General features: G+C 72.7%; 23 protein-coding genes. 9 read left to right on the plus strand and 14 right to left on the minus strand.

Annotated elements, in window-relative coordinates:
* Positions 1-5: 5 nt before the first annotated feature.
* Complete coding sequence (locus OG242_RS14065) at positions 6-1,289, plus strand: sensor histidine kinase (RefSeq protein ID WP_405898498.1); 1,284 nt, start codon at positions 6-8, stop codon at positions 1,287-1,289.
* 3 nt (positions 1,290-1,292) lie between these two features.
* Positions 1,293-1,934: a response regulator gene (locus OG242_RS14070; RefSeq protein WP_405898499.1), complete on the plus strand. Its 642-nt coding sequence runs from the start codon at positions 1,293-1,295 to the stop codon at positions 1,932-1,934.
* On the opposite strand, the gene OG242_RS14075 is transcribed toward OG242_RS14070, so the two are convergent.
* From OG242_RS14075 to OG242_RS14110, 8 genes are read right to left on the minus strand one after another with little or no spacing between them, the layout of a single operon-like run.
* Positions 1,924-2,124, minus strand: a complete 201-nt coding sequence (locus OG242_RS14075) for an acyl-CoA carboxylase subunit epsilon (RefSeq protein WP_405898500.1) — start codon at positions 2,122-2,124, stop codon at positions 1,924-1,926. The genes OG242_RS14070 and OG242_RS14075 overlap by 11 nt on opposite strands.
* Positions 2,121-3,701 (minus strand): acyl-CoA carboxylase subunit beta, encoded by a 1,581-nt coding sequence (locus tag OG242_RS14080; protein WP_405901605.1) that lies wholly within the window; start codon positions 3,699-3,701, stop codon positions 2,121-2,123. Before OG242_RS14080 ends, OG242_RS14075 begins: the two co-directional genes overlap by 4 nt.
* A gap of 44 nt (positions 3,702-3,745) precedes the next feature.
* Positions 3,746-5,284, minus strand: a complete 1,539-nt coding sequence (locus tag OG242_RS14085) for an FAD-binding oxidoreductase (RefSeq protein ID WP_405898501.1) — start codon at positions 5,282-5,284, stop codon at positions 3,746-3,748.
* Positions 5,281-5,589, minus strand: coding sequence for a YciI family protein (locus OG242_RS14090; protein ID WP_093708189.1), 309 nt, complete (start codon positions 5,587-5,589; stop codon positions 5,281-5,283). Before OG242_RS14090 ends, OG242_RS14085 begins: the two co-directional genes overlap by 4 nt.
* Positions 5,590-5,622: 33 nt before the next feature.
* The gene (locus OG242_RS14095) at positions 5,623-6,387 is read right to left on the minus strand and encodes an AfsA-related hotdog domain-containing protein (protein WP_405898502.1); all 765 of its coding nucleotides are present in this window, start codon (positions 6,385-6,387) and stop codon (positions 5,623-5,625) included.
* Between the two features lie 47 nt (positions 6,388-6,434).
* Entirely contained in the window at positions 6,435-6,716 is a 282-nt protein-coding gene (locus tag OG242_RS14100) for a phosphopantetheine-binding protein (protein ID WP_405898503.1), read from the minus strand.
* Entirely contained in the window at positions 6,710-7,510 is an 801-nt protein-coding gene (locus tag OG242_RS14105; RefSeq protein WP_405898504.1) for an SDR family NAD(P)-dependent oxidoreductase, read from the minus strand. The genes OG242_RS14100 and OG242_RS14105 overlap by 7 nt, the downstream gene beginning before the upstream one ends.
* A complete protein-coding gene (locus OG242_RS14110; RefSeq protein ID WP_405898505.1) occupies positions 7,507-8,850 on the minus strand; it encodes a class I adenylate-forming enzyme family protein in 1,344 nt (447 codons plus the stop codon). Before OG242_RS14110 ends, OG242_RS14105 begins: the two co-directional genes overlap by 4 nt.
* Positions 8,851-9,153: 303 nt before the next feature.
* Here OG242_RS14110 and OG242_RS14115 point away from each other — a divergent pair, with 303 nt between their 5' ends.
* On the plus strand, positions 9,154-9,816 hold the full coding sequence (locus OG242_RS14115) for a 4'-phosphopantetheinyl transferase (protein WP_405898506.1): 663 nt from the start codon (positions 9,154-9,156) through the stop codon (positions 9,814-9,816).
* Here OG242_RS14115 and OG242_RS14120 read toward each other — a convergent pair.
* From OG242_RS14120 to OG242_RS14130, 3 genes are all read right to left on the minus strand, one after another.
* Entirely contained in the window at positions 9,785-10,651 is an 867-nt protein-coding gene (locus OG242_RS14120) for an HAD family hydrolase (protein ID WP_405898507.1), read from the minus strand. The two genes, OG242_RS14115 and OG242_RS14120, sit on opposite strands and share 32 nt — an antisense overlap.
* Before the next feature lie 5 nt (positions 10,652-10,656).
* Positions 10,657-11,487 (minus strand): LuxR C-terminal-related transcriptional regulator, encoded by an 831-nt coding sequence (locus tag OG242_RS14125; protein ID WP_405898508.1) that lies wholly within the window; start codon positions 11,485-11,487, stop codon positions 10,657-10,659.
* Positions 11,488-11,846: 359 nt separating this feature from the next.
* Positions 11,847-12,446, minus strand: coding sequence for a TetR family transcriptional regulator (locus tag OG242_RS14130; RefSeq protein WP_405898509.1), 600 nt, complete (start codon positions 12,444-12,446; stop codon positions 11,847-11,849).
* Positions 12,447-12,614: 168 nt separating this feature from the next.
* Here OG242_RS14130 and OG242_RS14135 point away from each other — a divergent pair, with 168 nt between their 5' ends.
* The 3 genes from OG242_RS14135 (at position 12,615) to OG242_RS14145 (ending at position 14,833) form a co-directional block, all read left to right on the plus strand.
* Positions 12,615-12,932, plus strand: coding sequence for a hypothetical protein (locus OG242_RS14135; RefSeq protein ID WP_405898510.1), 318 nt, complete (start codon positions 12,615-12,617; stop codon positions 12,930-12,932).
* Between the two features lie 114 nt (positions 12,933-13,046).
* Positions 13,047-14,156, plus strand: coding sequence for a sensor histidine kinase (locus OG242_RS14140; RefSeq protein ID WP_405898511.1), 1,110 nt, complete (start codon positions 13,047-13,049; stop codon positions 14,154-14,156).
* The gene (locus OG242_RS14145) at positions 14,153-14,833 is read left to right on the plus strand and encodes a response regulator transcription factor (protein WP_093708180.1); all 681 of its coding nucleotides are present in this window, start codon (positions 14,153-14,155) and stop codon (positions 14,831-14,833) included. Before OG242_RS14140 ends, OG242_RS14145 begins: the two co-directional genes overlap by 4 nt.
* 60 nt (positions 14,834-14,893) lie before the next feature.
* Here the strand turns inward: OG242_RS14145 and OG242_RS14150 are convergent, their stop codons facing one another.
* Both OG242_RS14150 and OG242_RS14155 read right to left on the minus strand, forming a co-directional pair.
* A complete protein-coding gene (locus tag OG242_RS14150; RefSeq protein ID WP_405898512.1) occupies positions 14,894-15,835 on the minus strand; it encodes a UbiA family prenyltransferase in 942 nt (313 codons plus the stop codon).
* Positions 15,836-15,993: 158 nt separating this feature from the next.
* Positions 15,994-16,581, minus strand: a complete 588-nt coding sequence (locus OG242_RS14155) for a DUF2165 family protein (protein WP_405898513.1) — start codon at positions 16,579-16,581, stop codon at positions 15,994-15,996.
* Between the two features lie 215 nt (positions 16,582-16,796).
* Between OG242_RS14155 and OG242_RS14160 the strand changes: the two genes are divergently transcribed.
* Positions 16,797-17,666, plus strand: a complete 870-nt coding sequence (locus tag OG242_RS14160) for an SDR family oxidoreductase (protein ID WP_405898514.1) — start codon at positions 16,797-16,799, stop codon at positions 17,664-17,666.
* Between the two features lie 124 nt (positions 17,667-17,790).
* On the plus strand, positions 17,791-19,299 hold the full coding sequence (locus OG242_RS14165; protein WP_405898515.1) for a glycoside hydrolase family 43 protein: 1,509 nt from the start codon (positions 17,791-17,793) through the stop codon (positions 19,297-19,299).
* Here the strand turns inward: OG242_RS14165 and OG242_RS14170 are convergent.
* A complete protein-coding gene (locus OG242_RS14170; RefSeq protein WP_405898516.1) occupies positions 19,296-19,901 on the minus strand; it encodes a TetR/AcrR family transcriptional regulator in 606 nt (201 codons plus the stop codon). The two genes, OG242_RS14165 and OG242_RS14170, sit on opposite strands and share 4 nt — an antisense overlap.
* 84 nt (positions 19,902-19,985) lie before the next feature.
* Between OG242_RS14170 and OG242_RS14175 the strand changes: the two genes are divergently transcribed.
* Positions 19,986-20,384, plus strand: coding sequence for a DUF4345 domain-containing protein (locus tag OG242_RS14175; protein WP_405898517.1), 399 nt, complete (start codon positions 19,986-19,988; stop codon positions 20,382-20,384).
* Positions 20,385-20,748 lie beyond the last annotated feature (364 nt).

Below are 20,748 nucleotides of genomic sequence, written 5' to 3' on the forward strand. Positions count from 1 at the left end.
CCCCCATGTCCTCCTCCCCCGGCCTCCACCAGGCCCTGCGGCAGCGGCGGTACGTGCGCGGCCCCTGGCCGTGGCGGGCGGCGCTCTACCTGCTGACGGGCGTCCTCACCGGCGTCGCCGCGCTCACCGCCCTGGTCCTGCTCGCGGTCGCGGGCGGCGCGCTCGCCGTGGTCCTCATCGGCCTCCCGCTCCTGCTCACCCTGGCGCTCTCCGGCATCCCGCTGGCCGCCCTGGAGCGCCGCAGGCTGCGGCTCGTCGACCCCCGCCCGCTCGCCCCGGTCCACCGCGAGCCGGACGGCACCGGCCTCGCCGCCTGGCTGCGGACCCGGCTCGGGGAACGGGCGACCTGGCGGGAGCTGGCGTACGCGCTGCTCACCGCGTTCGTCCTGTGGCCGCTTGAGGCAGTGGCCGTGGGGACCGCCCTCGCGGTGTGCGGCGGGCTGATCGCGGCGCCCGTGGTGCTGGCCGCGAGCGGCGGCGAGGAGGCCCGCGTGCTGAAGCTCTGGCTCGTCCACTCCTACCCGTCCGCGTGCGCCGCGCTCCTCGCCGGGCTGGTGCTGCTCCCGGTCTTCGCGTACCCACTGGGCGTGCTGGCGGCCGGGCGCGCCTCGCTGACCCGGGCGCTGCTCACGGACTCCGGGGACGGGGCGCGGCTGCGGGAGCTGGACCGGTCGCGCAGCCGGATCGTCGACGCCTTCGAGGCGGAGCGGCGGCGCATCGAGCGGGATCTGCACGACGGGGCGCAGCAGCGGCTGGTCGCCCTGTCGATGACGCTCGGCCTGGCCCGGCTGGAGGGCCCGGGGGAGCCGCTGGCCGGGCTGCTGGCGAAGGCGCACGACGAGGCGGACACCGCGCTGGTGGAGATCCGGGAGCTGATCCGGGGCATCCACCCCCAGATCCTCACCGACCGGGGGCTCGGGGCGGCCCTGGAGGACGTCGCCGATCGCTCGGTGGTGCCGGTGGACGTGGACCTGGAGCTGCCGGAGCGGCTGCCGCAGGCTGTGGAGAGCGGGGTCTACTTCGCGGTGTGCGAGGCGCTGGCGAACGCGGCCAAGCACAGCGGGGCGGCGCTGATCCGGGTGACCGGACGGGTAGCGCGGGGCCGGCTGGCGGTGGAGGTGGCGGACGACGGGCGGGGCGGCGCGTCGGCGGGTGACGGGACGGGGCTCCAGGGGGTGGCCGACCGTCTCTCGGTCCTTGACGGCCGTTTGGTACTGTCCAGTCCCCCCGGCGGGCCCACGGTGTTCCGCCTGGAAGTCCCGGTGCCGGGTGCGAGCGAGAGGCGCTGAGCGTTGCGGATCGTACTGGCCGAGGACAGCGTGCTCCTGCGGGAAGGTCTCGTCGGTCTGCTGGAGCGGTTCGGCCATCAGGTGGTGGCGGGCGCCGGGACGGCGGAGGAGCTGATCGCGGCCGTCGCCGAGCACGGCCCGGACATCGTGGTCACCGATGTCCGCATGCCGCCCGGCTTCTCCGACGAGGGCCTGCGCGCCGCGCTCGAACTGCGCGAGAAGCAGCCCGGGTTGCCCGTCCTCGTGCTCAGCCAGTACGTACAGCGCACCTACGCGGAGGACCTGCTCGACTCGGCGGACGGGCGGGGCGTCGGCTACCTCCTCAAGGAACGCATCGGCCACGTCGAGGAGTTCGTCGACGCCCTGCGACGGGTCGCCGCCGGGGACACCGTCGTCGACCCGGAGGTCGTCCGGCAGCTCATCCGGCACCGCAGGGACCCGCTGTCCCGGCTGACCGCGCGCGAGCTGGAGGTGCTGGCCCTGATGGCGGAGGGCAAGTCCAACGCCTCCGTCGCGGCGGCCATGTCGGTCAGCGAGGGCACGGTCAGCAAACACTTCGGCTCCATCCTCGGCAAGCTGGACCTGTCGCTCGACGACACCACCAACCGCCGCGTGCTCGCGGTCCTCACCTATCTCAGGGGGTAGACCTGCCCGCCCAGCCCGCCTCGCTCCGGCCGCCGGGCCGGACGCGGCGGCCCGCGCGCGCCCACGGGGCCGGGCGGACCACGTCGGCGGGCAGGTCCTCGGCGCGGTGATGGGCCAGGGCGTGCAGGACGGTGAGGACGGCGGCCAGTTCCTCGGGCGTGGGGTCTCCGGACAGGAGTCGGATGGTCATGCCGGCTGGTTCCCGTGCTTGCGGTGCGGGAGGGCCACCGTCTTGGTCCTGAGCATCGCGAGGCCGGCGGCGAGGACGGCCCGGGTGCGCGCCGGGTCGATGACGTCGTCGACGAGCCCGCGCTCGGCCGCGTAGTACGGGTGCATCAGCTCCGCCTTGTACTCCTTGACCAGCTGCTGCCGGGTCGCCTCCGGGTCGTCGGACGCGGCGATCTGCCGGCGGAAGACGACGTTGGCCGCGCCCTCCGCGCCCATGACCGCGATCTCGTTGGCGGGCCAGGCGTAGGAGAGGTCGGTGCCGATGGACCGGGAGTCCATGACGATGTACGCGCCGCCGTACGCCTTGCGCAGGATGACCTGGATACGGGGCACGGTCGCGTTGCAGTACGCGTACAGCAGCTTCGCCCCGTGCCGGATGATGCCGCCGTGCTCCTGGTCGACGCCGGGCAGGAAGCCGGGCACGTCGACGAGGGTGACGAGCGGGATGTTGAAGGCGTCGCAGAGCTGCACGAAGCGCGCGGCCTTCTCGGACGCGTGGATGTCGAGCACCCCGGCCAGCACCATCGGCTGGTTGGCGACGACGCCGACCGTGCGCCCGTCGATCCGGCCGAGCGCGCAGATGATGTTGCCCGCCCAGTGCTCCTGCACCTCCAGCAGGTCGCCGTCGTCGAGCAGTTCCTCCACCACGCGGCGCATGTCGTACGGGCGCTGCGGGTCGGCCGGGACCAGGTCGAGCAGGGAATCGCCGGGGCGGTCGGCCGGGTCGTCGCCGGCGACGGCGGGCGGCTCCTCGGTGCTGTTGCCCGGAAGCAGCGTGATCAGGTGGCGGACCTCCTCCAGGCAGGTCTCCTCGTCGTCGTACGCGAAGTGCGCGACGCCCGAGGTGCCCGCGTGGATGTCGGCGCCGCCCAGGCCGTTCTGCGTGACCTGCTCGCCGGTGACGGCCTGGATGACGTCGGGTCCGGTGATGAACATCTGGGAGGTCCCGCGGACCATGAACACGAAGTCGGTGAGGGCGGGGCTGTAGGCCGCGCCGCCGGCGCACGGTCCGAGCATCACGCTGATCTGCGGGATCACCCCGGAGGCACGGGTGTTGCGCTGGAAGATGCCGCCGTAGCCGGCGAGCGCGGTGACGCCTTCCTGGATGCGGGCGCCGGCCCCGTCGTTGAGCGAGACGAGCGGCGCGCCGGCCGCCAGGGCCAGGTCCATCACCTTGTGGATCTTCGCGGCGTGCGCCTCGCCGAGCGCCCCGCCGAAGATCCGGAAGTCGTGGGCGTAGACGAAGACCGTGCGGCCCTCGACGGTGCCCCAGCCGCCGACGACGCCGTCGGTGTGCGGGCGCCGGTCCTCCAGGCCGAAGCCGGTCGCCCGGTGCCGGCGCAGCGGCTCGACCTCCTGGAAGGTGCCCGGGTCGAGCAGCAGGTCGATGCGTTCGCGGGCGGTGAGCTTTCCCTTGGCGTGCTGGCGTTCGGTGGCGGCCGTGTCCCCGGCGGCCACGGTGGCGTGCAGACCGCCCAGTTCGGCGGTACGGGTGCGGAGCGAGAGGACCGCGGCGGGTGCCGCGAACTCCTCCTCCAGCTCTGCCAACGTCTGGGTTTCCACGGTTCGACTCCCTTGCTGGGTCAGAGGCCGAGGCCGCGGTAGCGGCGTGGCCAGATGCCGTGCTTGCCGGGGGCGAGAATGCCCTCCGCGTCGAGTGCGTCCTTGATGCGTTCGCCGAGCCTGCGCACGGCGTGGTCGTTGAAGCCGTAGGTCGCGGCGACCTGGTCCATCAGCGCGGGGTGGGCGCGCTGGACGCCGTAGCCGGCCTCCGCCGCAGCCCGGACCAGCGCCTCGCACAGCGCCAGGGCCCGCGCCCGGTCGTCCGCGTGCCGCCTGTCGAAGACGGCGGTGACCCGGTGGTGCAGTGCCCGCGCCCCGACCGCGAAGGCGCCCAGGTAGTCCCTGCCGTACGCGTGCGCGTGGTCGCGGGCCAGCGCGTACTGCGCGAGGGCGTCCGCGCCGGTCACCGGTGACACGGGCGTGAGGTCGAGCCGGCCCCCGTACGGCAGCCAGCCGTCGGCCTCGTCCGCCGGCGGCCGTACGTACCCCGCCTCGTCGTCGGCCGCCTCGGCCCAGGAGAACCGGGCGCCGGGGACGGCGGCGAGCGCGTCCCGGATCACGGACCACTGGGCGTCGATCACCGCGGGCGCCCCGGCCAGCTCCCCGTAAAGGTTCCAGCGGCCGATGCCGAGGTCCGCCATCACCGTGCGGACGACGCTGTCGGGGATCGGGCCCGTGCCCCGGTGGTACGTGGCGCGGCTGCCGGCCGCCGCCGCGTCGAGGAGCACGCTGCGGACGGTCGGCGTCCCGGTGACGGTGCGGTCGCTCAGCAGCGGGCGCAGGGCGTCGACCAGGGGCCCGAGGCCGTCCTCCGCCGGGACGGCGACCGCGTAGGCCCGGCGGGCGGCCGGTTCGGGGCGCAGCCGCACGCCGAGCTTGGTGACGATCCCGAACGCGGACCGGGCGAACATCGCGCCGAGGGCCGGTCCGCAGCCGTGGGGTGCCCAGGGCCCGGGGCCGGTCAGGGCGGCCGTCCCGGTGCGCACCACGTCCCCGTCGGCGAGCACGACCTCCATGCCGTACGGGGACGCGTCGGCGCCCTCGTATCCGGGGCCGCCGGTGGAGCGTTCCAGGACCTCGCCGAGGACGCTGCCCCAGCGCGGGCCGTCCAGGTCCACCCGCTGGTCCAGGCCGAGTTCGGCGATGCGCTCCGCCAGGTCGTGGAAGGTGACCCCGGGCTCGACGACCGCGTAGCCGCCGGCCGGGTCCACCTCGACGACCCGGTTCATCCGGGCCAGGTCGACGGCGACGGCCCCCGGGAGCCGGGGTGCCGGGCCGCCGAAGCCGGGGTCGCGCCCCGGCAGCACGGGCGAGAGCGGCACCCCGAACGTCCCGGCGATCCGCACCGCCGCCCGGACGTCCTCGACCGAGCCGGGCATCAGGGCGGCGGACGCGCCGAAGTGCCTGTCTTCCAGGACCGGTTGCGGGTCGGCGTAGCCCGGCAGCCCGACCGCGCCCTCGGTCAGGACCCACCGCGGACCCAGGGCCACCCGGAAGGCGGCCAGGGCCCGGGTGAACTCCCGGCCGTCCACCCCGGGCGGGAGCCGGCGGACCTTCACGGCGTGCCTGCCCCGATCCGGACCGGGGACCGCTCCGAGGGTGCGAACGCCTGGATGTCGATGCGTTCCCACACCCCGGAGACGGCGAACGGGTCACCGGTGGCGAACTCCTCCACCTCGTCCCGGGTTCCGGCCTCGACCACGATCAGGCTGCCGACCGCGGTGGTCCCGTCCGCGGCCACCAGGGGGCCGTACAGCACGGGCCGTACGCTCGCCTCCCGCAGCCGTGCCGAGTGGGCCGGGCGCTGGGCCGCGCGCAGTGCGGCGCTTCCCGGCGCGTCCAGGCAGTGGATCGCCCACAGCATGTCCTTCTCCTTCCGTGGTGGTGGGTCGCCCGGTCAGGCGGCGCGTCCGGCGCTGAACGCGGGGGCGGACTGCTCGCGGAGCCGGGTCAGTTCGCTGACGACGGCCTGGCGGGCGGCGAGCTTCTCCTGCTTCACGGAGAACTTCTCCGGGATGACCCGGTACTCGGCCTCCACGACGCTGGCGAGCTTCTCGCCGTGGTGGAAGCCGATCCGGCAGCGGAAGACCGATCCGACCGGGCTGCGGGTGTGTTCGAGCAACTCGTACTGGGCGGTCGCGGGCAGCGGGAAGACGAAGCTGTGGAACTCGGAGTTGACCGAGCTGATCACGAAGCGGGTCTTCTCCGGGCCGGTGACGAAGAACTGCTCGGTGACGACCGTCCACATCTGGCGGGCCGCCTCCAGGAGGGTGATGGCCGGGATGTGCTGCCCGGTGAGGTGGTCCTCCAGGACCTCGACGCGCTCGTCGATGACGAGGTCGGCGACGAAGCGCTTCTCGCCGGTCTGGCCGACCGGGCCGATCAGGATGTTCTTCGCGTCGTGCTTGTGGGTGAGCCGCTGCTCGGCGGGTTCCGGGACCCCGCCCTTGCCCAGCGAGACGGCCTGTCCGTGCTGCTCGGCCAGGGCGCGTATCTCGGCGAGCTGGCCGGCGCTGAGGCCCTGGCCGATGCTCACCGACAGGCTCTCGGTCAGCTCACCGGCGCGCAGCCGGGCGATCAGCTCGGAGACCGGGACGGTCCCGCGGTTGACGAGGAAGTCCTCGAAACGGTCCCCGACGGCGATGAGTGCTTCGTGCGACATGTCGATCCCTCCAGGATGTGGGGCTGGTACGGAGCGGGGGCGGTGCGTCAGACGGCGGTGGCCGCCAGCTGCTCGACGGTGCGGACGTACGCGTCGGACAGGGCGCCGACCGTGCGGACGTCGGAGATGACGTACTCCTCCTCGAAGGGGTCGACGCCGAGCTCCATCTCCAGCTGGATGACGAGGCGGGCCAGGAGCAGGGAGTTGAGCCCCAGCTCGTGCAGGAACTCCGTGCCGGTGAGCGTGGGGTGCGTCGGGCGCTCGGCCTCGGCGAGCAGGGCGTTGATCTCCTGGTGGACCAGGGCGGTGATGTCGGTTGCGATCAGCATGTGATTCCTCCGTCTACGACGATCGACTGTCCGGTGATGAATGAAGAGGCGGGCGAGATGAGATAGAGAACGGCGTCGGCGATTTCGTTCATGGTGCCGAGCCGGCCGAGCGGGGTGCGGCGCTGAATGCGTTCCCGGTTCCTCTCGGTGACTTCTTCGGTCATGTCACTGTCGAAGAATCCGGGCACCAGCGAATTCACCCGGATATTGAAGGCCCCGAGTTCCCGGGCCAGGCTGCGGCTGAATCCGTCGAGTCCGGCCTTGGTGGCGGCGTAGACCGCCACGCCCCGGTAGCCGCGGATCGCATTGATGGACGAGATGTTGAGGATCTGGCCGCCGCCCTGGCGCGTCATCGCGCGGGCGCAGGCCTGGGCGAGGGTGATCGGGGCGAGCAGATTGCTCGCGATCAGCGTCTCGGTCTGCTTGCGGGAGGTGGTCAGGAAGAGTTCCTGGTGCAGCACGGCCGCGTTGTTGACGAGCAGGTCGACCCGGCCGAAGCGGCGCACCGTCGTCCGGACGACCCCGCGCAGCGCGTCCGGGTCCCCGAGGTCGGCGGCCTCCCACAGGAACCGGTCGCCCTGCTCGGCCTGGAGGTCCTTGACGAAGTCGTTGGCGGACCGGCTGAACGTGGCGACCCGCCAGCCCTCCGCGAGCAGCCGCTCGACGAGCAGCCGGCCGAGCCCGCGGCTGCCGCCGCTGACGAGGGCGACCCGGTCCTGCGCGGGGGGCTCCGGGGGCTGCGCGGGGGTCTCTGGATCCTGCGCGGGGGTCTCCGGGGTCTGCGCGGCGCTCACGCCGCGCTCCGGATCTTCTTGTACCGCTCCGAGTGCTGCGGGGCGGCGGAGATCTCCACGAGCACCGGGACCTTGTACGCCTCCAGGCGCCGGCCGCAGTACTCGCGCACCCTGCGCGTCACCGCGCGCCGGTCCTCGTCCTCGACGAGCTGCACGGTCGCCTTGACGACCATGCCCGTGACCGGGCTCGGGCGGCCGCTGACGGTGACCTCCGCGATGTTCTCGACCTCCAGCAGGACGCTCTCGACCTCGCTGGGGTAGACCTTCTCGCCGCCGACGTTGATGATCTCGGAGTTGCGGCCCAGGATGCGCACCCAGTCGCCGTCGACCTCGACGACGTCCTGCGTGTTGAAGAACCCCTCCTCGTCGAAGGGCGCGGGCGCGTTGAGGTAGCCGAGCATGGCCATCTCGGAGCGGATCCACAGGATGTTGTCGATGATCCGGTGCTCGAAGCCGGCCGAGCCGAGCTTCACCCACAGGGTGTCGTCGCCGCGCGACCGCGTCGGCAGGATGCCCAGCTCGGACAGCCCGTACGTCTGCTTGAGCCGTACGCCCGGCAGCGCCTCGCCGAGCCGGCGCAGCGTCTGCAGCGGCATGGGCTCGGTCCCGTACGTGACGAGCTTCAGCGAGTCGGTGGCGTACCGCTCGTGGGCGCCGGAGATCAGCACCATGTTCAGGAAGGTCGGGGTGGTCGGCAGGATCTGCACCCGGTGCTCGGCGATCGCCTCGAAGACGGCCTCCGGGGTGCGCTCGGCGACCGTGACCACGGTGCCGCCCTGGCTGAGCGTGTGCAGCAGGGTGTTGACGCCGCCGATGTGGTCCAGGCTGAGGAAGGACAGGATGCGCGAGGGGCGGGTGGGCTCGCCGTAGCGGGCGAGGACCTTGTCGAAGTCGAGCACGGACGCCTTGCTGCGGCCGGTCGTGCCCGAGCTGAACAGCACCAGGCCGGGCCGGCCCGCTTCCCGCAGCTCGCCGTAGAGCGCGTGGTCAGCGGTGCGGCCGGTGCGCTCGCAGCGGTGCACGCCGCCCTCGTCGACCTTGACGACGACCTCGACCTCGGCCACGTCCAGGAACTCCGCGCGCTTCGCGGCGGGCAGGGTGGAGAGCGGGACGACGACGACCCCGCGCTCGATCAGCGCGAGCAGACCGGCGCAGGCCTGCGGGGAGTACGCGCCCTCCAGCGTGACGACCTCGCCGGCGCGGACCTCGTACCGGTCGAGGAAGAGCCGCCACTCGCCGACGAGCCTCAGCAGGTCCTCGTAGCGGTAGCTGCGGCCCTCGAAGGCGACGGCCTCGGAATCCCGGAAGGATTCCAGTCGGGTCAGGAACGGATGGGGCATCGTTTTCTCCTGGTGGGTGATGGGCGGTTTCTTTCGGAATTCGATAACTCGAAGCTAGCCCGCGGTAATTCGTCGCTCAATATGGCTTTTATGAGCCCTCGTACGGCGAGGCCGTTCGGGGTGGCCATTCGGGCAGGGGTACGGGGTAGCCGAAAGGGCATGTAGCGGAAGAGGCATCGACGGGCGCATGCTGGGAGGCGTAACGCACGACTGCCGTGACCTGTCCTGGGATGGCAGCGGGCCGCCGAATACGGCCGGCCCCGGTGCGCCGGTCCATTCGGCGCGTTGCCCCCAGGAGCAGAAGTGATCCAGCAGATCCTGCCGTCCGCCGTCGCCTGCGCCGACACCACCGCCGACCTCCCCGAGGCCCGGCTCCACCCGGAGGAGGAGCCGTTGCTCGCGAAGTGCGTGGAGCACCGGCGCCGGGAGTTCACGACCACCCGGCACTGCGCCCGCACGGCCATGTCGGCGCTCGGAGTGGCCCCCGCCCCGGTCCTCCCGGGTGCCAAGGGCGAACCGCGCTGGCCCGCCGGGGTGACCGGCAGCATGACGCACTGCGACGGCTACCGGGCGGCGGCGCTGAGCCGCAGCGACCGGTTCCACAGCGTCGGGATCGACGCGGAGCGCCACGCGCCGCTGGAGGAGTCGATGGTGCGGCACATCTCGGTGCCGGCCGAGCGCGAGCATCTGGCCGAGCTGGCCCGGCTGAGGCCCGAAGTGCACTGGCCCACCGTGATGTTCAGCGCCAAGGAGACCGTCTACAAGACGTGGTACCCGCTCACCGGCCGCTGGCTCGGCTTCCGGGACGCCCGGCTGGCGTTCGACCCGGAGGCCGGCACCTTCCGGGCCCGGCTGATGGTGCCCGGGCCCGTGGTGGACGGCGCCCGCCTCGGCTGGTTCACCGGCCACTGGGCGGTGCGCGAGGGGCTGGTGCTCACCGCGATCGCGCTGCGGCGGGGGCGGTGAGCGCGGAGGCCCCGGCGGTGATGGCGGAGGCCCCGGCGGTGAGCGCGGAGGCCCCCGCGGTGAGCGCGGAGGCCCCGGCGGTGAGCGCCCCCCGGTCCGCGAGGCCCGTCAGCTCCGCCGCCGCCCAGGCCCCAGCCGTACGCAGCTGGCCCGGGGCCGCCGAGAGGACCGGCCAGTCCAGCCGCTGGGCGTGCTCCATCAGGACCCGGTCGGTGCCGCCGACGACCACGGGGCGGCCGACCGCGAGGAGCATGTCCAGGTCGCTCGCGTGGTCCCCGTAACAGCTGGACTCCCCCGCGTCCAGGCCGAGTTCCGCGACGGTCTCGCGGACCGCGTCGGCCTTCACGGAGCCGATCATCGGGCGGACCACCTCACCGGTGAGCAGCCCGTCGGGCCCCACCACCGGTTCCGAGCAGAGGATGAGGTCGGCCCCCAGGTCCTCGGCCAGCGGGTCCAGGCAGCCCCGGAACGAGCCGGAGACCAGCACCACCAGTTCCCCCGCCTCCCGGTGCCGGCTGGCGGCGGCCCAGGTGGCGACGGTGACGGCGGCGGGCCCGCGCCGGTACTCCTCGTACCACTCGCGCCCGGCGGTGCGCAGCTCCTCCATCGCGATCCCGGCGAACCGGCGGTAGTAGCGGCGGTTGACCTCCGAGCGGTGCACGCCGGAGGCGGCGGCCTCGCGGACGCCGGCCATCACGGCCGCGTGGCCTGAGCCGTCGTCGCCGTGGCGGGCCATCCAGAACCGCAGGAAATCGAACATGCTCTTGGTGTTGATCAGCGTCTCGTCGACGTCGAAGAAGGCGGCGCGGGTGGCACCGTTCACAGGGTTCGTCACGTCGTTCACCAGCCGGTTTCGTAGGGGGATGCCGGCGCGTGGGTGGCGGCCGGCGGGGCGAGGGGGCCGCGCGGGGCGGCGGCCGGGTGGCCGCACAGGCCCTCGCGCAGGGCGCGGGCCGCGGCGAGCGTGCGGTTGGGGCAGTTGAGCTTGGCGAGGATGTTGGCGACCAGCCGCTTCGCCCCGTGCTCGGAGATCCGCAGCCGGCGCCCGATCTGCTTGTTGCTGAGGCCGTCCACGACGAGCGTCAGCGCCTCGCGCTCGCGCGGGGTCAGCCGGGGCGCGGCCGGAACCTCGCGGACGCCGCGCCCGGCCAGCTCCAGGAGGGGCCGGGTCAGGGCGGCCGGTATGCGGACCTCACCGGCCCGCATCGCGCCGAGCATGTCGCCGAGGGACGCGGCGTCGAGGCCGTCGGAGAACAGCAGCGAGGCACCCGCCACGGAGGCGACCCGGTCGAGGTCGACGGACCGGGTGTCCGGCAGGAGCAGCAGCACGCGCACCCCGTACGCGGCGACGCGGTGCAGTACGGAGTCGCCGTCCAGGTCCGCCGGCTCGGGGACGATGAGCAGGAGGTCGGTCCGCGGGTCGTGGACGGCGTCCACGGCGGCCGAGAGCTCCGCGAAGGCCCGGCAGGTGCCGGCGGAGTCCACGGCACCGAGCATGCGCTCCAGCCCGTAGCGCTGCAGGTCGTCGCGGACGGAGAGGATGACGTGGGTCGCCTGCTGCGGGATCAGCGGCGACGAAGTGGAACGTACCGGCGGAGAGGCGACTGCCAGGTCGTGTCCGCAAAGTCCCGTCGTACGCCCGGAGGGCGTGGCCTGCGGCGTCTGGTGCATCCCCAAGTTCTCGGCTTCGCTCGAACAGGGGACACCCCACTCCTCGGCGTGCTGGCCGGAATCCCTCGTACTGGACGTACTCGGGATTTCGGCCGGTGCGGCGAGAGTGCGTGCCAGGCGTCGCGGGCCAGACGGGACTTTGCGGACACGGCCTAGAGCCGCGCGGTTCTGCGACATGCCCTTACCCCCAGGGGTCCTTGTCGGTGACCGCTGGGGCCACCCGTATGCAAGGAACGCTAGACGCGCGAAGGGCCGCGGAGGCCGTCACTGCCTCCTAGTCCGGGTGGCCGCGGACCGAAAGTAGTAGCCGGATACCTCGGGGGTATCCGGCTGCTCGGGAGTGCGGGACAGGGACCGCTTCAGGCCGCCGGGGCCGCGAGCGGGACGTCGGAGAGGGCCTGCCGGGCGAAGGCCACGACGTGGGCGCGCAGGTCGAGGCCGCCGGCCGTCTCCGCGTCGGGGCCGATGATCAGCCGGGCCAGCTGCGGCACCGCGTTGGGCCAGGCGGCGAGCCCGATCAGGCTCAGCAGACAGGCCGCGACCTGCGGCGACGCCTCGGTCCCGAAGCTCTCGGCCAGGGCGGCGATCTTCTCCTCGTAGTGACCGCGGCGGCCCTCCTCGTTGGGCAGGACGCCGTCACGGTAGTGCAGGCCCTCCCAGAAGAAGAGCCGGACGAGGACCGGGTTGTCGCGGTGGAAGTCGTACACCCGGCCCACGTACTCGGCGGGGTCGTCGCCCCCCTTCAGCGGGACCGCCGCGGCGAGCTCGTCCAGCGCACGCCCCACGACGGCGTCGAACAGCTTCTGCTTGTTCCCGAAGTAGCCGTAGATCCGTTCCTTGTTCACGCCGGCCAGCTCCGCGATGCGGTCGACGCGCGCCCCGGCAATGCCGTGAGCTGCGAATTCCTCCTTCGCCGCAGCGAGGAGCCGTTCCTTGGTGTGGGTCGTGTCCGAGGTCATGACACCAGCGTAGAACGGGTTCCCGCAGATGCCAACCAACTGGATGGTTGACATCCAACTAGTTGGTTGGCAGAGTGGAACACGTCGCCGAGGGCAGCACCACCGCCCAGGCCCCAGGACAGGACCAGCGACAGCACCGCCTTCCGTACGCACCGCACACCAACCTGGATGGGACTTCTCATGACCACCGCCGCCCGCCCCGCCGCCGCTTCCGCCACCGCCGCCGCCGACCGGAATCAGCCCCGGCCCGCCGCCCCCGCCCAGCCGGTCGCCCTGCCCTCCGTGCACATGCGTGCCCTGCTCACCTGGTTCGCGGTCTTCGCCGCCCTCACCGTCGTGCAGCTGGTCGTCGGCCCTTACGTGAAGGGCTTCCCGATGCTTCTGCGCACCCTGGTGATCACCGGGATCGTCGTGCCGGCCGTCGTCTACACGCTGGTGCCGAACCTCCTGAAGGTCCGCGCCGCCGTCCTGCGCCGTCGCCGCTGAGCCGTGGGGCACCTGGCTGATTCCAGCCATCACCGCCACTCAGTCCGCAAATCGGCTTATCCTGCACCGGTTCAGCGCTTGAGAAGCAGTTGAGCCCCGGGGGAGGAGAGCGTGATGAGAGAACCGGCGCAGAGCCGCCTCGGCAGCCGCCAGGGCGGCCCGCCCGTGCAACGCTTCAGGGCGTACGAGGACGAGGTGATCGCCCTCTACCACGCCCGGCTCCGCGGGATCAGCAGCCCGCTCGCCGCCGACCGGGAGGTATGGGCGCAGTGCGAGTTACAGGGCCGCCGGGTCTTCCGTGACTGCGCCGACAGCCTGGCGGCCGGCCTGACCGAGGTCTCCGACAGCCATATCGCCGAGGTCGTCGACCTCGGCAGCGCCCGGGTCCAGCAGGGCGTCCACCTCACGCACTCGGTGCGGGCCGGTGTCATCCTCTTCGACACCGTCCTGGAACGCCTCCTGGAGTGCACCGCCGGCATCAAGGGCGCCGACAAGGCGTACGCGGCGGCCATCCGGGCCCTCCAGCAGGGCATCGGCCGCCGGCTGGAGGTCGGCTCGATCGCGTACGACTCGTTCATGCTCGCCCGGGTCCGCGAGGTGCACGACAAGGGCCACCGCAAGCTCGCCCGCGAGATCCACGACCAGATCGGCAACTCCCTCAGCCTCGCCATGCGCCAGCTGGAGCTGTACGAGCTCCAGGTGGCCCGGCAGAACGCCGACGTGCCCAAGGAGGTGCGGGCGGCCCAGGACGCCATCCTGGAGACCCTGGCCCACACCAGGGAGCTGGTCACCGAGCTGCGCCGCCCCGCCATCACCGGCTGCCTGGAGGCGGCGCTCGCCGACTTCGTCGCGTCCATGGGGGACGAGGGCGTCCCCGTACAGCTGTGGGTGCGGGGTCTGGACGAGTGGATTCCGGCCCCGGTCGCCGAGGAGGTGTTCGTCATGGTCCGCGAGTGCCTGCGCAACGCCTTCCGGCACGCGGAGGCGGGGAACATCGTCGTCCACATCGACATCGCCCCGCACGAGATCCAGAGCGAGATCATCGACGACGGCCTCGGCTTCGACACCGAACAGGTGCTCGCCGGCGGCCGCACCAACGGCCTCACCGGCCTCCAGGAACGCACCGACCTGCTGGGCGGCACGCTCCACATCGGCTCATCGGCCGGCCGGGGCACGCACGTCACCATGTGGATACCGATCAAGGAGGACCAGGCCCTCCGATGAGCGCCCCCGACACCCCCGAATCCGTCCGCATCCTCGTCGCCGACGACCACACCCTGCTGCGCGAGGCCCTGTGCGACCTGCTGCGCTCCGAACCCGGCTTCGAGATCGTGGCCCAGGCGGGCAACGGCGAGGACGCCATCCGGCTGGCCGCCGCGCACCGCCCCGACGTCGTCCTGCTCGACATCGAGATGCCGCGCAACGACCCCCCGGCGACCGTGCGCCGGCTCCTCCAGGGCGATCCCGGCCTGCGGATCATCGTGCTGAGCATGTACGACGGCCAGCAGCTGGTCCAGGAGCTGCTGCACCTCGGCATCAGCGGCTACCTGCACAAGAGCACCGGCCGCGAGACCCTGATCTCCGCCGTACGCTCCCGCGAGGGCGGCGAGCTGCGGACCGTCACCGTCTCCGTGTCCCCCGACAGCCTGCGCGCTCCCCAGCCCGTGCCCGACAGCGCGGGCGGCCTCTCCGACCGCGAGGCCGAGGTACTGACCCTGGTGGCACAGGCCATGAGCAACCGTCAGATCGCGGTGAAGCTCGGCATCGCCGAGGGGACCATCAAGCGGCACATGCGGAACATCTTCACCAAGCTCGACGCCGTCTCCCGGATCGACGCCGTCAACAAGGCCGTCGAGCGCGGCCTGCTCCCCCAGCCCGACCCGCCCCGCCGCCGCTTCTGAAACGGCTCGGCCCCGCACACGGTGAGGTGTGCGGGGCGGCCGGTCTTGCGCGTCGGGTCGTCAGGCGGCGACGAACAGCCCGGCGAACAGCGTCAGATGGACCAGGTGCTGGGTCACCATGAAGGCGCGGTACGGGGTACGGCCCCGGTCCGCGTCGCCCCGCGTGGTCCGGCAGAGCACCGCCACCACCAGACCCCCGCCCGCCAGGACCGCGGCCGCCGGACCCAGCAGGGCCGCCCAGCCGGTCAGCGCGGCGGCCAGGAAGCCCCCGCCGACCAGGAGGGCGCCCGCCCCGCCCACCAGCCGGGCGGTGGTGTCGCCCCAGGCGGTCACCGACGTACGCCGGCCCGCCGCCGCGTCGCCCCGCACATGGGAGAAGTCCTTGGTGACGGCCCCCACCACGCACATCCACAGCGACATCGCGGCGGCCAGCACCAGCATCGCCCCCGGCGGCCGGCCCTCCCCCGCGGCCGTCCAGCCCGCCGCGTACGTCAGCAGCCCCATCAACAGCACGGACCCGGAGGTGCCGGCCGCGCTGCGCTTGAGCTGGAAGGGCGCCGCCGAGTAGGCGTAGCCGAGGAAGAGGAACGCCAGGACGAACGTGATCAGCAGTATGTTGTTGCAGGCCAACGCGGTGACGACGGACCCGGCGGCGGAGAGCCACGTCAGCCGGGCGGCGGCCGTCGGCGAGAGGTCGCCCCGGGCGATCGGCCGCCCGGTCCGGTTCAGCCGGTCCTCCTGGACGTCCGACACCCCGTTGATGCCGTACGTGAAGAGGGTGGCCAGCACCCAGCTGACGCCGGGTGCGATCAGTTCCGGCCCCATCCCGGCGAGCCGGCCCCCGGCGGTGACCGCGGCGGCGGCCAGGAAACGCATCAGAAAGACGATCTGCACACAGACGCGCGCCTCTTCGACGAAGAGGACGGCGGCGCGTGCCGCACCTGCGATCCGCAGGGTGGAAGTCGGTGTACCGGAATTGATCTGCGCTGTGTATGCCCCCATGGCCAGGGACATTAATGACGGGCACCGGACACACACATGCCCCATCGGCGGGCGTTCCGATACCCCTTTTGGGGAAGGGGCCGTATCGGAAGGACCGCCGACGGGGCAGTTGGCGTGGGGGGATGTGGGGGCTGTGGGGGGAGTTGGCGGGGCGGGGATCAGCGTTCCTGCTGGGCGCCGGTCACCGAGGGGAGGTTGACCAGCAGGGCGGCGAGCAGGCCGATGATGAGGCCGGTGAAGTGGACCTGCTGCGCGGCGCCGATGTAGATCCAGTAGCCGAAGAACATGCCGCCGGAGAGGAAGAGCAGGAACAGCCCGGCGAAGGCGCCCAGCGCGATGTTGGCGCGCTGCGTCACGACGATCCCGGTCTCCTGGCCGCGCGCCCGGCGCCACAGGCCGTACGCCGCCCGCGCCAGCAGGGCCACGATCAGCACCTCGTAGATGATGACGCCGATCAGCGCCGGTGTGGCCATGGACTCGGGCATCGCGCGCCACTCCAGGCCGTTGCCCCGGACGGGGTCCTTCACCAGGTCGCGCATGGTCAGCATGGAGCCTATGAGCGCCTTGTTGGTGCCGAAGTCGTTGACGTTGTTGAGCGTGACGAGGCCCAGCCACAGGGTGAGCCCGCTCATCAGGAAGGCGTTGAGCGCGGCCAGCCGCGAGCGGACGGCGAGGTCCGGCCGGCCGGTGGCCCGCGGGGCCGTCGTGTCCTTCGTCGTGGTGGGCCGGTCGGCGGTCAGTGCCATGGGAGGACTCCTCGGAGCAGAAGGGGAGGGGAAGTTCGATGACTTCAGCCTGCCGGGCTTCCCGCCGCCCCGGCAGATCCCTCTTCGGGCTGCCCGGGCGAGGTGGCCTGCGGACCTGCCCGTACGCACTGCCCGTACGGGCTCCTCGACCGGCCAGGGGTACGACCCCGAATCCCATTGCCCGGGGGCGAGTCCGTCCAGCAGGATCGGACCCCGTGACCACCGCTGAGACACCCCCCGCCGCACCGTCCGCCGCACCGTCCGTCGCCGACGAGCTCGCCGCCGTACTGCCCACCGCGGAGCAGCCCGTGGTGGACCCGCCCGCGGCCACCCCGCCCCGGCCCCTCGCGCTGATCACCGGCGTCGGCCGCACGGTCGGCATCGGGGCGGGCATCGCGCGCCGGCTGGCCGCCTCCGGCTGGGACATCGCCTTCACCTACTGGACGCCCTACGACCGCCGCATGGCCTGGGGCGAGGAGCGCGGCGGGACCGCGGCCATCGAGGCGTCGCTCGCCGCGCACGGCGCCCGCACCGCAGCGATCGAGGCGGACCTGATCGACCCGGACGCCCCCACCCGGATCTTCGACGAGGCCGAGCGCCGGATCGGGCCCGTCACCGCGCTCGTGCTGAGCCACGCCGAGTCCGTGGACTCCGGTCTCCTCGACACCACCCTCGCGAGTTTCGACCGCCACTTCGCGGTGAACGCCCGCGCCACCTGGCTGCTGATCCGGGAGTACGCGCTCCGCTTCCGTGCCCCCGCGGGGACCGGCCGGATCATCGCGCTCACCAGCGACCACACGGTCGGCAACCTGCCGTACGGGGCGAGCAAGGGCGCCCTGGACCGCATCACCCTGGCCGCCGCGCGCGAACTGGCCCACCTCGGGGTGACCGCCAACGTCATCAACCCCGGGCCGGTGGACACCGGCTGGATGAGCGAGGAACTGGCGGACCTGATCCGCCGGGACACCCCGCTGGGCCGCCTGGGCACCCCGCAGGACACCGCGCACCTGGTCGACTTCCTCTGCTCGCCGCAGGGCCAGTGGGTCAACGGCCAGCTGCTCAAGAGCAACGGCGGGTCGGCGTAGCAGGCCGAAGTCGCCCCTTGTCGCGCGCGCACCGAGTTACTAGGGTCACCCGGTATCGAAGCGCTTCGACAGAGATGCTTCGGCCCTCCTCCGGCAGCGCGCGCGACGTACAGGAACGGATGCCATGCCAGTCCGAGACCAGACGGGCACGACCGTCAGCAACCCGGTGATCCCCGGATTCCACCCCGACCCCAGCGTCTGCCGGGTCGGCGAGGACTACTACCTGGCGTGCTCCAGCTTCGAGTACTTCCCGGGCATCCCGCTGTTCCACAGCCGCGACCTCGTCCACTGGACGCAGATCGGCAACGTTCTGGACCGCCCGGAGCAGTTGCACCTGACCCCGGACACCAGGGCCTCCGGCGGCATCTACGCGCCGACGCTCCGCCACCACGACGGCCGGTTCTGGCTGATCGTCACCAACGTCGAGGTGGGCAACCTGCTGTTCACCACGACCGACCCGGCAGGCCCCTGGTCCGACCCGGTGCCGCTCCCCGGCGTCCCCGGCATCGACCCGGACCTCGCCTGGGACGAGGACGGCAACTGCTGGTGCACCGTGGCCGGCGTCTCCCAGGTCCGCGTCGACCCGCACACCGGCGAGGCCTTCGGCGAACCCCGGCGCATCTGGTCCGGCGCCCCCGGGGCGAAGGCGCCGGAGGCCCCGCACCTCTACCGGATCGGCGACCACTGGTACCTGGTCATCGCGGAGGGCGGCACCGAGCGCGGCCACGCCGTCTCGATCGCGCGCGGCCCCTCCCCCGCCGGCCCGTTCGAGCCGTGCCCGGACAACCCGGTGCTCACCCACCGGGGCCGCGAGCACCCCGTCCAGAACACCGGCCACGGCGACCTGGTGCAGGGGCCCGACGGCTCCTGGTGGCTGGTGCTGCTCGGCGTGCGCCCGGGCGGCGGCACCCCCGGCTGGCACGTGCTCGGCCGGGAGACCTTCCTGGCCCCGGTGACCTGGGTGGACGGCTGGCCCGTCGTCGGCGAGGTGACCACCGAACTCGCGGCGCCGCCCTGGCCGTTGACCCCCTCCCCCGCCGCCCCGGCCCGGGACGACTTCGACCTGGCCGAGCCGCGCCCGTACTGGATCTCGCCCCGCCGCTCGACCGCCGGCCGCGCCGGCACGAAGGAGCGCCCCGGCTGGCTGACCCTGCACGGCCGGGGCGGCACGCTGGACGACCCGGACGCGGTGTTCACCGGCCGCCGCCAGCAGCACCTGTCGTGCCGCGCCCGCACCCTGGTGGACGCGGCGGACGGGCACGGCGGCCTCGCGGTCCGGCTCGACGAGGCGCACCACTACGCCGTCGAGGCGGGCGGCGACGAGATCCGCCTGACCGCCCGGATCGGCCCGCTCCGCCAGGTGGTCGCGGCCCGCCCGGCGCCGGCGGGCCCGGTGGTCCTCGGCATCGACGTCGTACGCACGCAACCGCCCCTCGACCCGTGCACCGGCCCGGACACGGTGTCCCTGGGCTTCGAGGAACCGGACGGCACGTTCACGGTGCTCGGCGCCCTGGACGGGCGCTACCTCTCCACGGAGGTGACCGGCGGCTTCACGGGCCGGGTGATCGGCCTGTACGCGGCGAGCGGGACGGTGCACTTCGACTGGTTCGCGTACGAGCCGCTGGACGTCTAGGGGTTGAGGGGGTCGGGGTCGGCGGGGAGGAGCGGGCGCAGGGCCCCCACGGCGGCCCCGACGCAGGTGTCGCGCAACTCGGTGCGGGTGCAGGTCTCCCGGGTGAGCCAGTCCACGCAGAGCACCTGCACGAAGACCAGCCACGCCTTCAGCGCGGCCGACACCGCGTCACGCACGCGCTCGTCGGCGAGCGGGAGCACACCGAGCAGGCGTGAGCGCAGAGCGTCCAGCTCGTTCGTCATGATCGTCTGGATGACCGGGTCCCCCGCCAGTACACGGTTCGCGGCCAGCACGGCGTGGCGGTTCGCGACGAAGTAGTCGAGGTGGGCGTCCAGCCCCTGGGTGAGCTGCTCGACGAGCGAGGCCCCGGGATCGAACCGGGTCGCCACGAGCAGCTGCTCGGCCGCCTGCTGGTAGACCGCCGCGAAGAGAGCGTGCTTGCTGGGGAAGTGCTGGTAGAGCAGGGCACGGGACACCCCGGCTTCCCGCGCGACGTCCTCCATGAACACATCGTCATAGGGCGATGCGGCGAAGAGGCGTGCGCCGACGGCAAGCAGCTGGGCGCGGCGGTCGGCGGGATTCAGACGGCGACGGGTCGGCACTGGCACAGCTTACTTGACACGCGTCTACCAACGCCCCCTAGGCTGACCCTAAGTAGACACATGTCAACTAACACAGGGGAAGCCATGAGCAGAGCACTGCGGATGTTCGCCTGGGCGACAGGGGTCGCGTGCGTGGCGATCGGCCTGTTCCACGTGATCGCCGGCAACGCCGCGATCCCGGGCGAGTCCGACGCGGGCCCAACGATCGACAGCCTGGGCCGCTTCTTCGGCGCGATCTTCACCGGCTACGGACTGGCCTGGCTCTGGGCGGCCCGCCAGCACCCCGTCCCGGCGCACGCGGTCCGGTGGCTGGCGGCGGTCTTCCTGCTGGGCGGCGTGGGCCGACTGCTGTCCCTGGCCGCACACGGATGGCCGGACGCGTTCCAGGTGGTACTGGCCGCGATCGAACTGGCCCTGCCACCGATCTGGTTCTGGCTGGCCGCCGCCGACGAACGCACTGCCCGGCAGCCTGCGGGGAGCTGACGATGCCGCGCCCGCCGACGCGGCCACGGCCCCTGGCCTCCTGCCCCTCGACCGCATAGACCGCTACGGCAAGACCATGGACCCGAGACCTACGCGTGACGAGACCGAGAGCGGAACCCGGTGCGACAACTGCTTCGACCGGCGCACGGCTCCCATTCATGGACCGAGCTCACGGCGCAGATGTTCTTCCGGGTCAGGCGGGCGCAGCCGCATGGCCTCGATGCAGGCCGCGGCGTCACCGCACCCGCAGCAGTTCGTCGGCCGAGATGCTGCTCAACTGCTTGGCGCCGCTCGGAAATTACGCGTGCTTGACAGGGTGACGTCTGCGGAGCGGAACCGCAACGACGATCCGTCGGAGGAAGCG

The organism is Streptomyces sp. NBC_00727, from assembly GCF_045161745.1.
GTDB lineage: Bacteria > Actinomycetota > Actinomycetes > Streptomycetales > Streptomycetaceae > Streptomyces.

Bases quoted from the DNA above. Each gene is read 5' to 3' on its own strand.
- OG242_RS14135 (WP_405898510.1), top strand. From the start codon at position 12,615: ATGGGACTTCTCATGACCACCGCCGCCCGCCCCGCCGCCGCTTCCGCC.
- OG242_RS14155 (WP_405898513.1), bottom strand. From the start codon at position 16,581: ATGGCACTGACCGCCGACCGGCCCACCACGACGAAGGACACGACGGCC.
- OG242_RS14065 (WP_405898498.1), top strand. From the start codon at position 6: ATGTCCTCCTCCCCCGGCCTCCACCAGGCCCTGCGGCAGCGGCGGTAC.
- OG242_RS14090 (WP_093708189.1), bottom strand. From the start codon at position 5,589: ATGCTGTGGGCGATCCACTGCCTGGACGCGCCGGGAAGCGCCGCACTG.
- OG242_RS14145 (WP_093708180.1), top strand. From the start codon at position 14,153: ATGAGCGCCCCCGACACCCCCGAATCCGTCCGCATCCTCGTCGCCGAC.
- OG242_RS14130 (WP_405898509.1), bottom strand. From the start codon at position 12,446: ATGACCTCGGACACGACCCACACCAAGGAACGGCTCCTCGCTGCGGCG.
- OG242_RS14100 (WP_405898503.1), bottom strand. From the start codon at position 6,716: ATGCTGATCGCAACCGACATCACCGCCCTGGTCCACCAGGAGATCAAC.
- OG242_RS14140 (WP_405898511.1), top strand. From the start codon at position 13,047: ATGAGAGAACCGGCGCAGAGCCGCCTCGGCAGCCGCCAGGGCGGCCCG.
- OG242_RS14150 (WP_405898512.1), bottom strand. From the start codon at position 15,835: ATGGGGGCATACACAGCGCAGATCAATTCCGGTACACCGACTTCCACC.
- OG242_RS14175 (WP_405898517.1), top strand. From the start codon at position 19,986: ATGAGCAGAGCACTGCGGATGTTCGCCTGGGCGACAGGGGTCGCGTGC.
- OG242_RS14165 (WP_405898515.1), top strand. From the start codon at position 17,791: ATGCCAGTCCGAGACCAGACGGGCACGACCGTCAGCAACCCGGTGATC.
- OG242_RS14125 (WP_405898508.1), bottom strand. From the start codon at position 11,487: ATGCACCAGACGCCGCAGGCCACGCCCTCCGGGCGTACGACGGGACTT.
- OG242_RS14095 (WP_405898502.1), bottom strand. From the start codon at position 6,387: ATGTCGCACGAAGCACTCATCGCCGTCGGGGACCGTTTCGAGGACTTC.
- OG242_RS14075 (WP_405898500.1), bottom strand. From the start codon at position 2,124: ATGACCATCCGACTCCTGTCCGGAGACCCCACGCCCGAGGAACTGGCC.
- OG242_RS14110 (WP_405898505.1), bottom strand. From the start codon at position 8,850: ATGCCCCATCCGTTCCTGACCCGACTGGAATCCTTCCGGGATTCCGAG.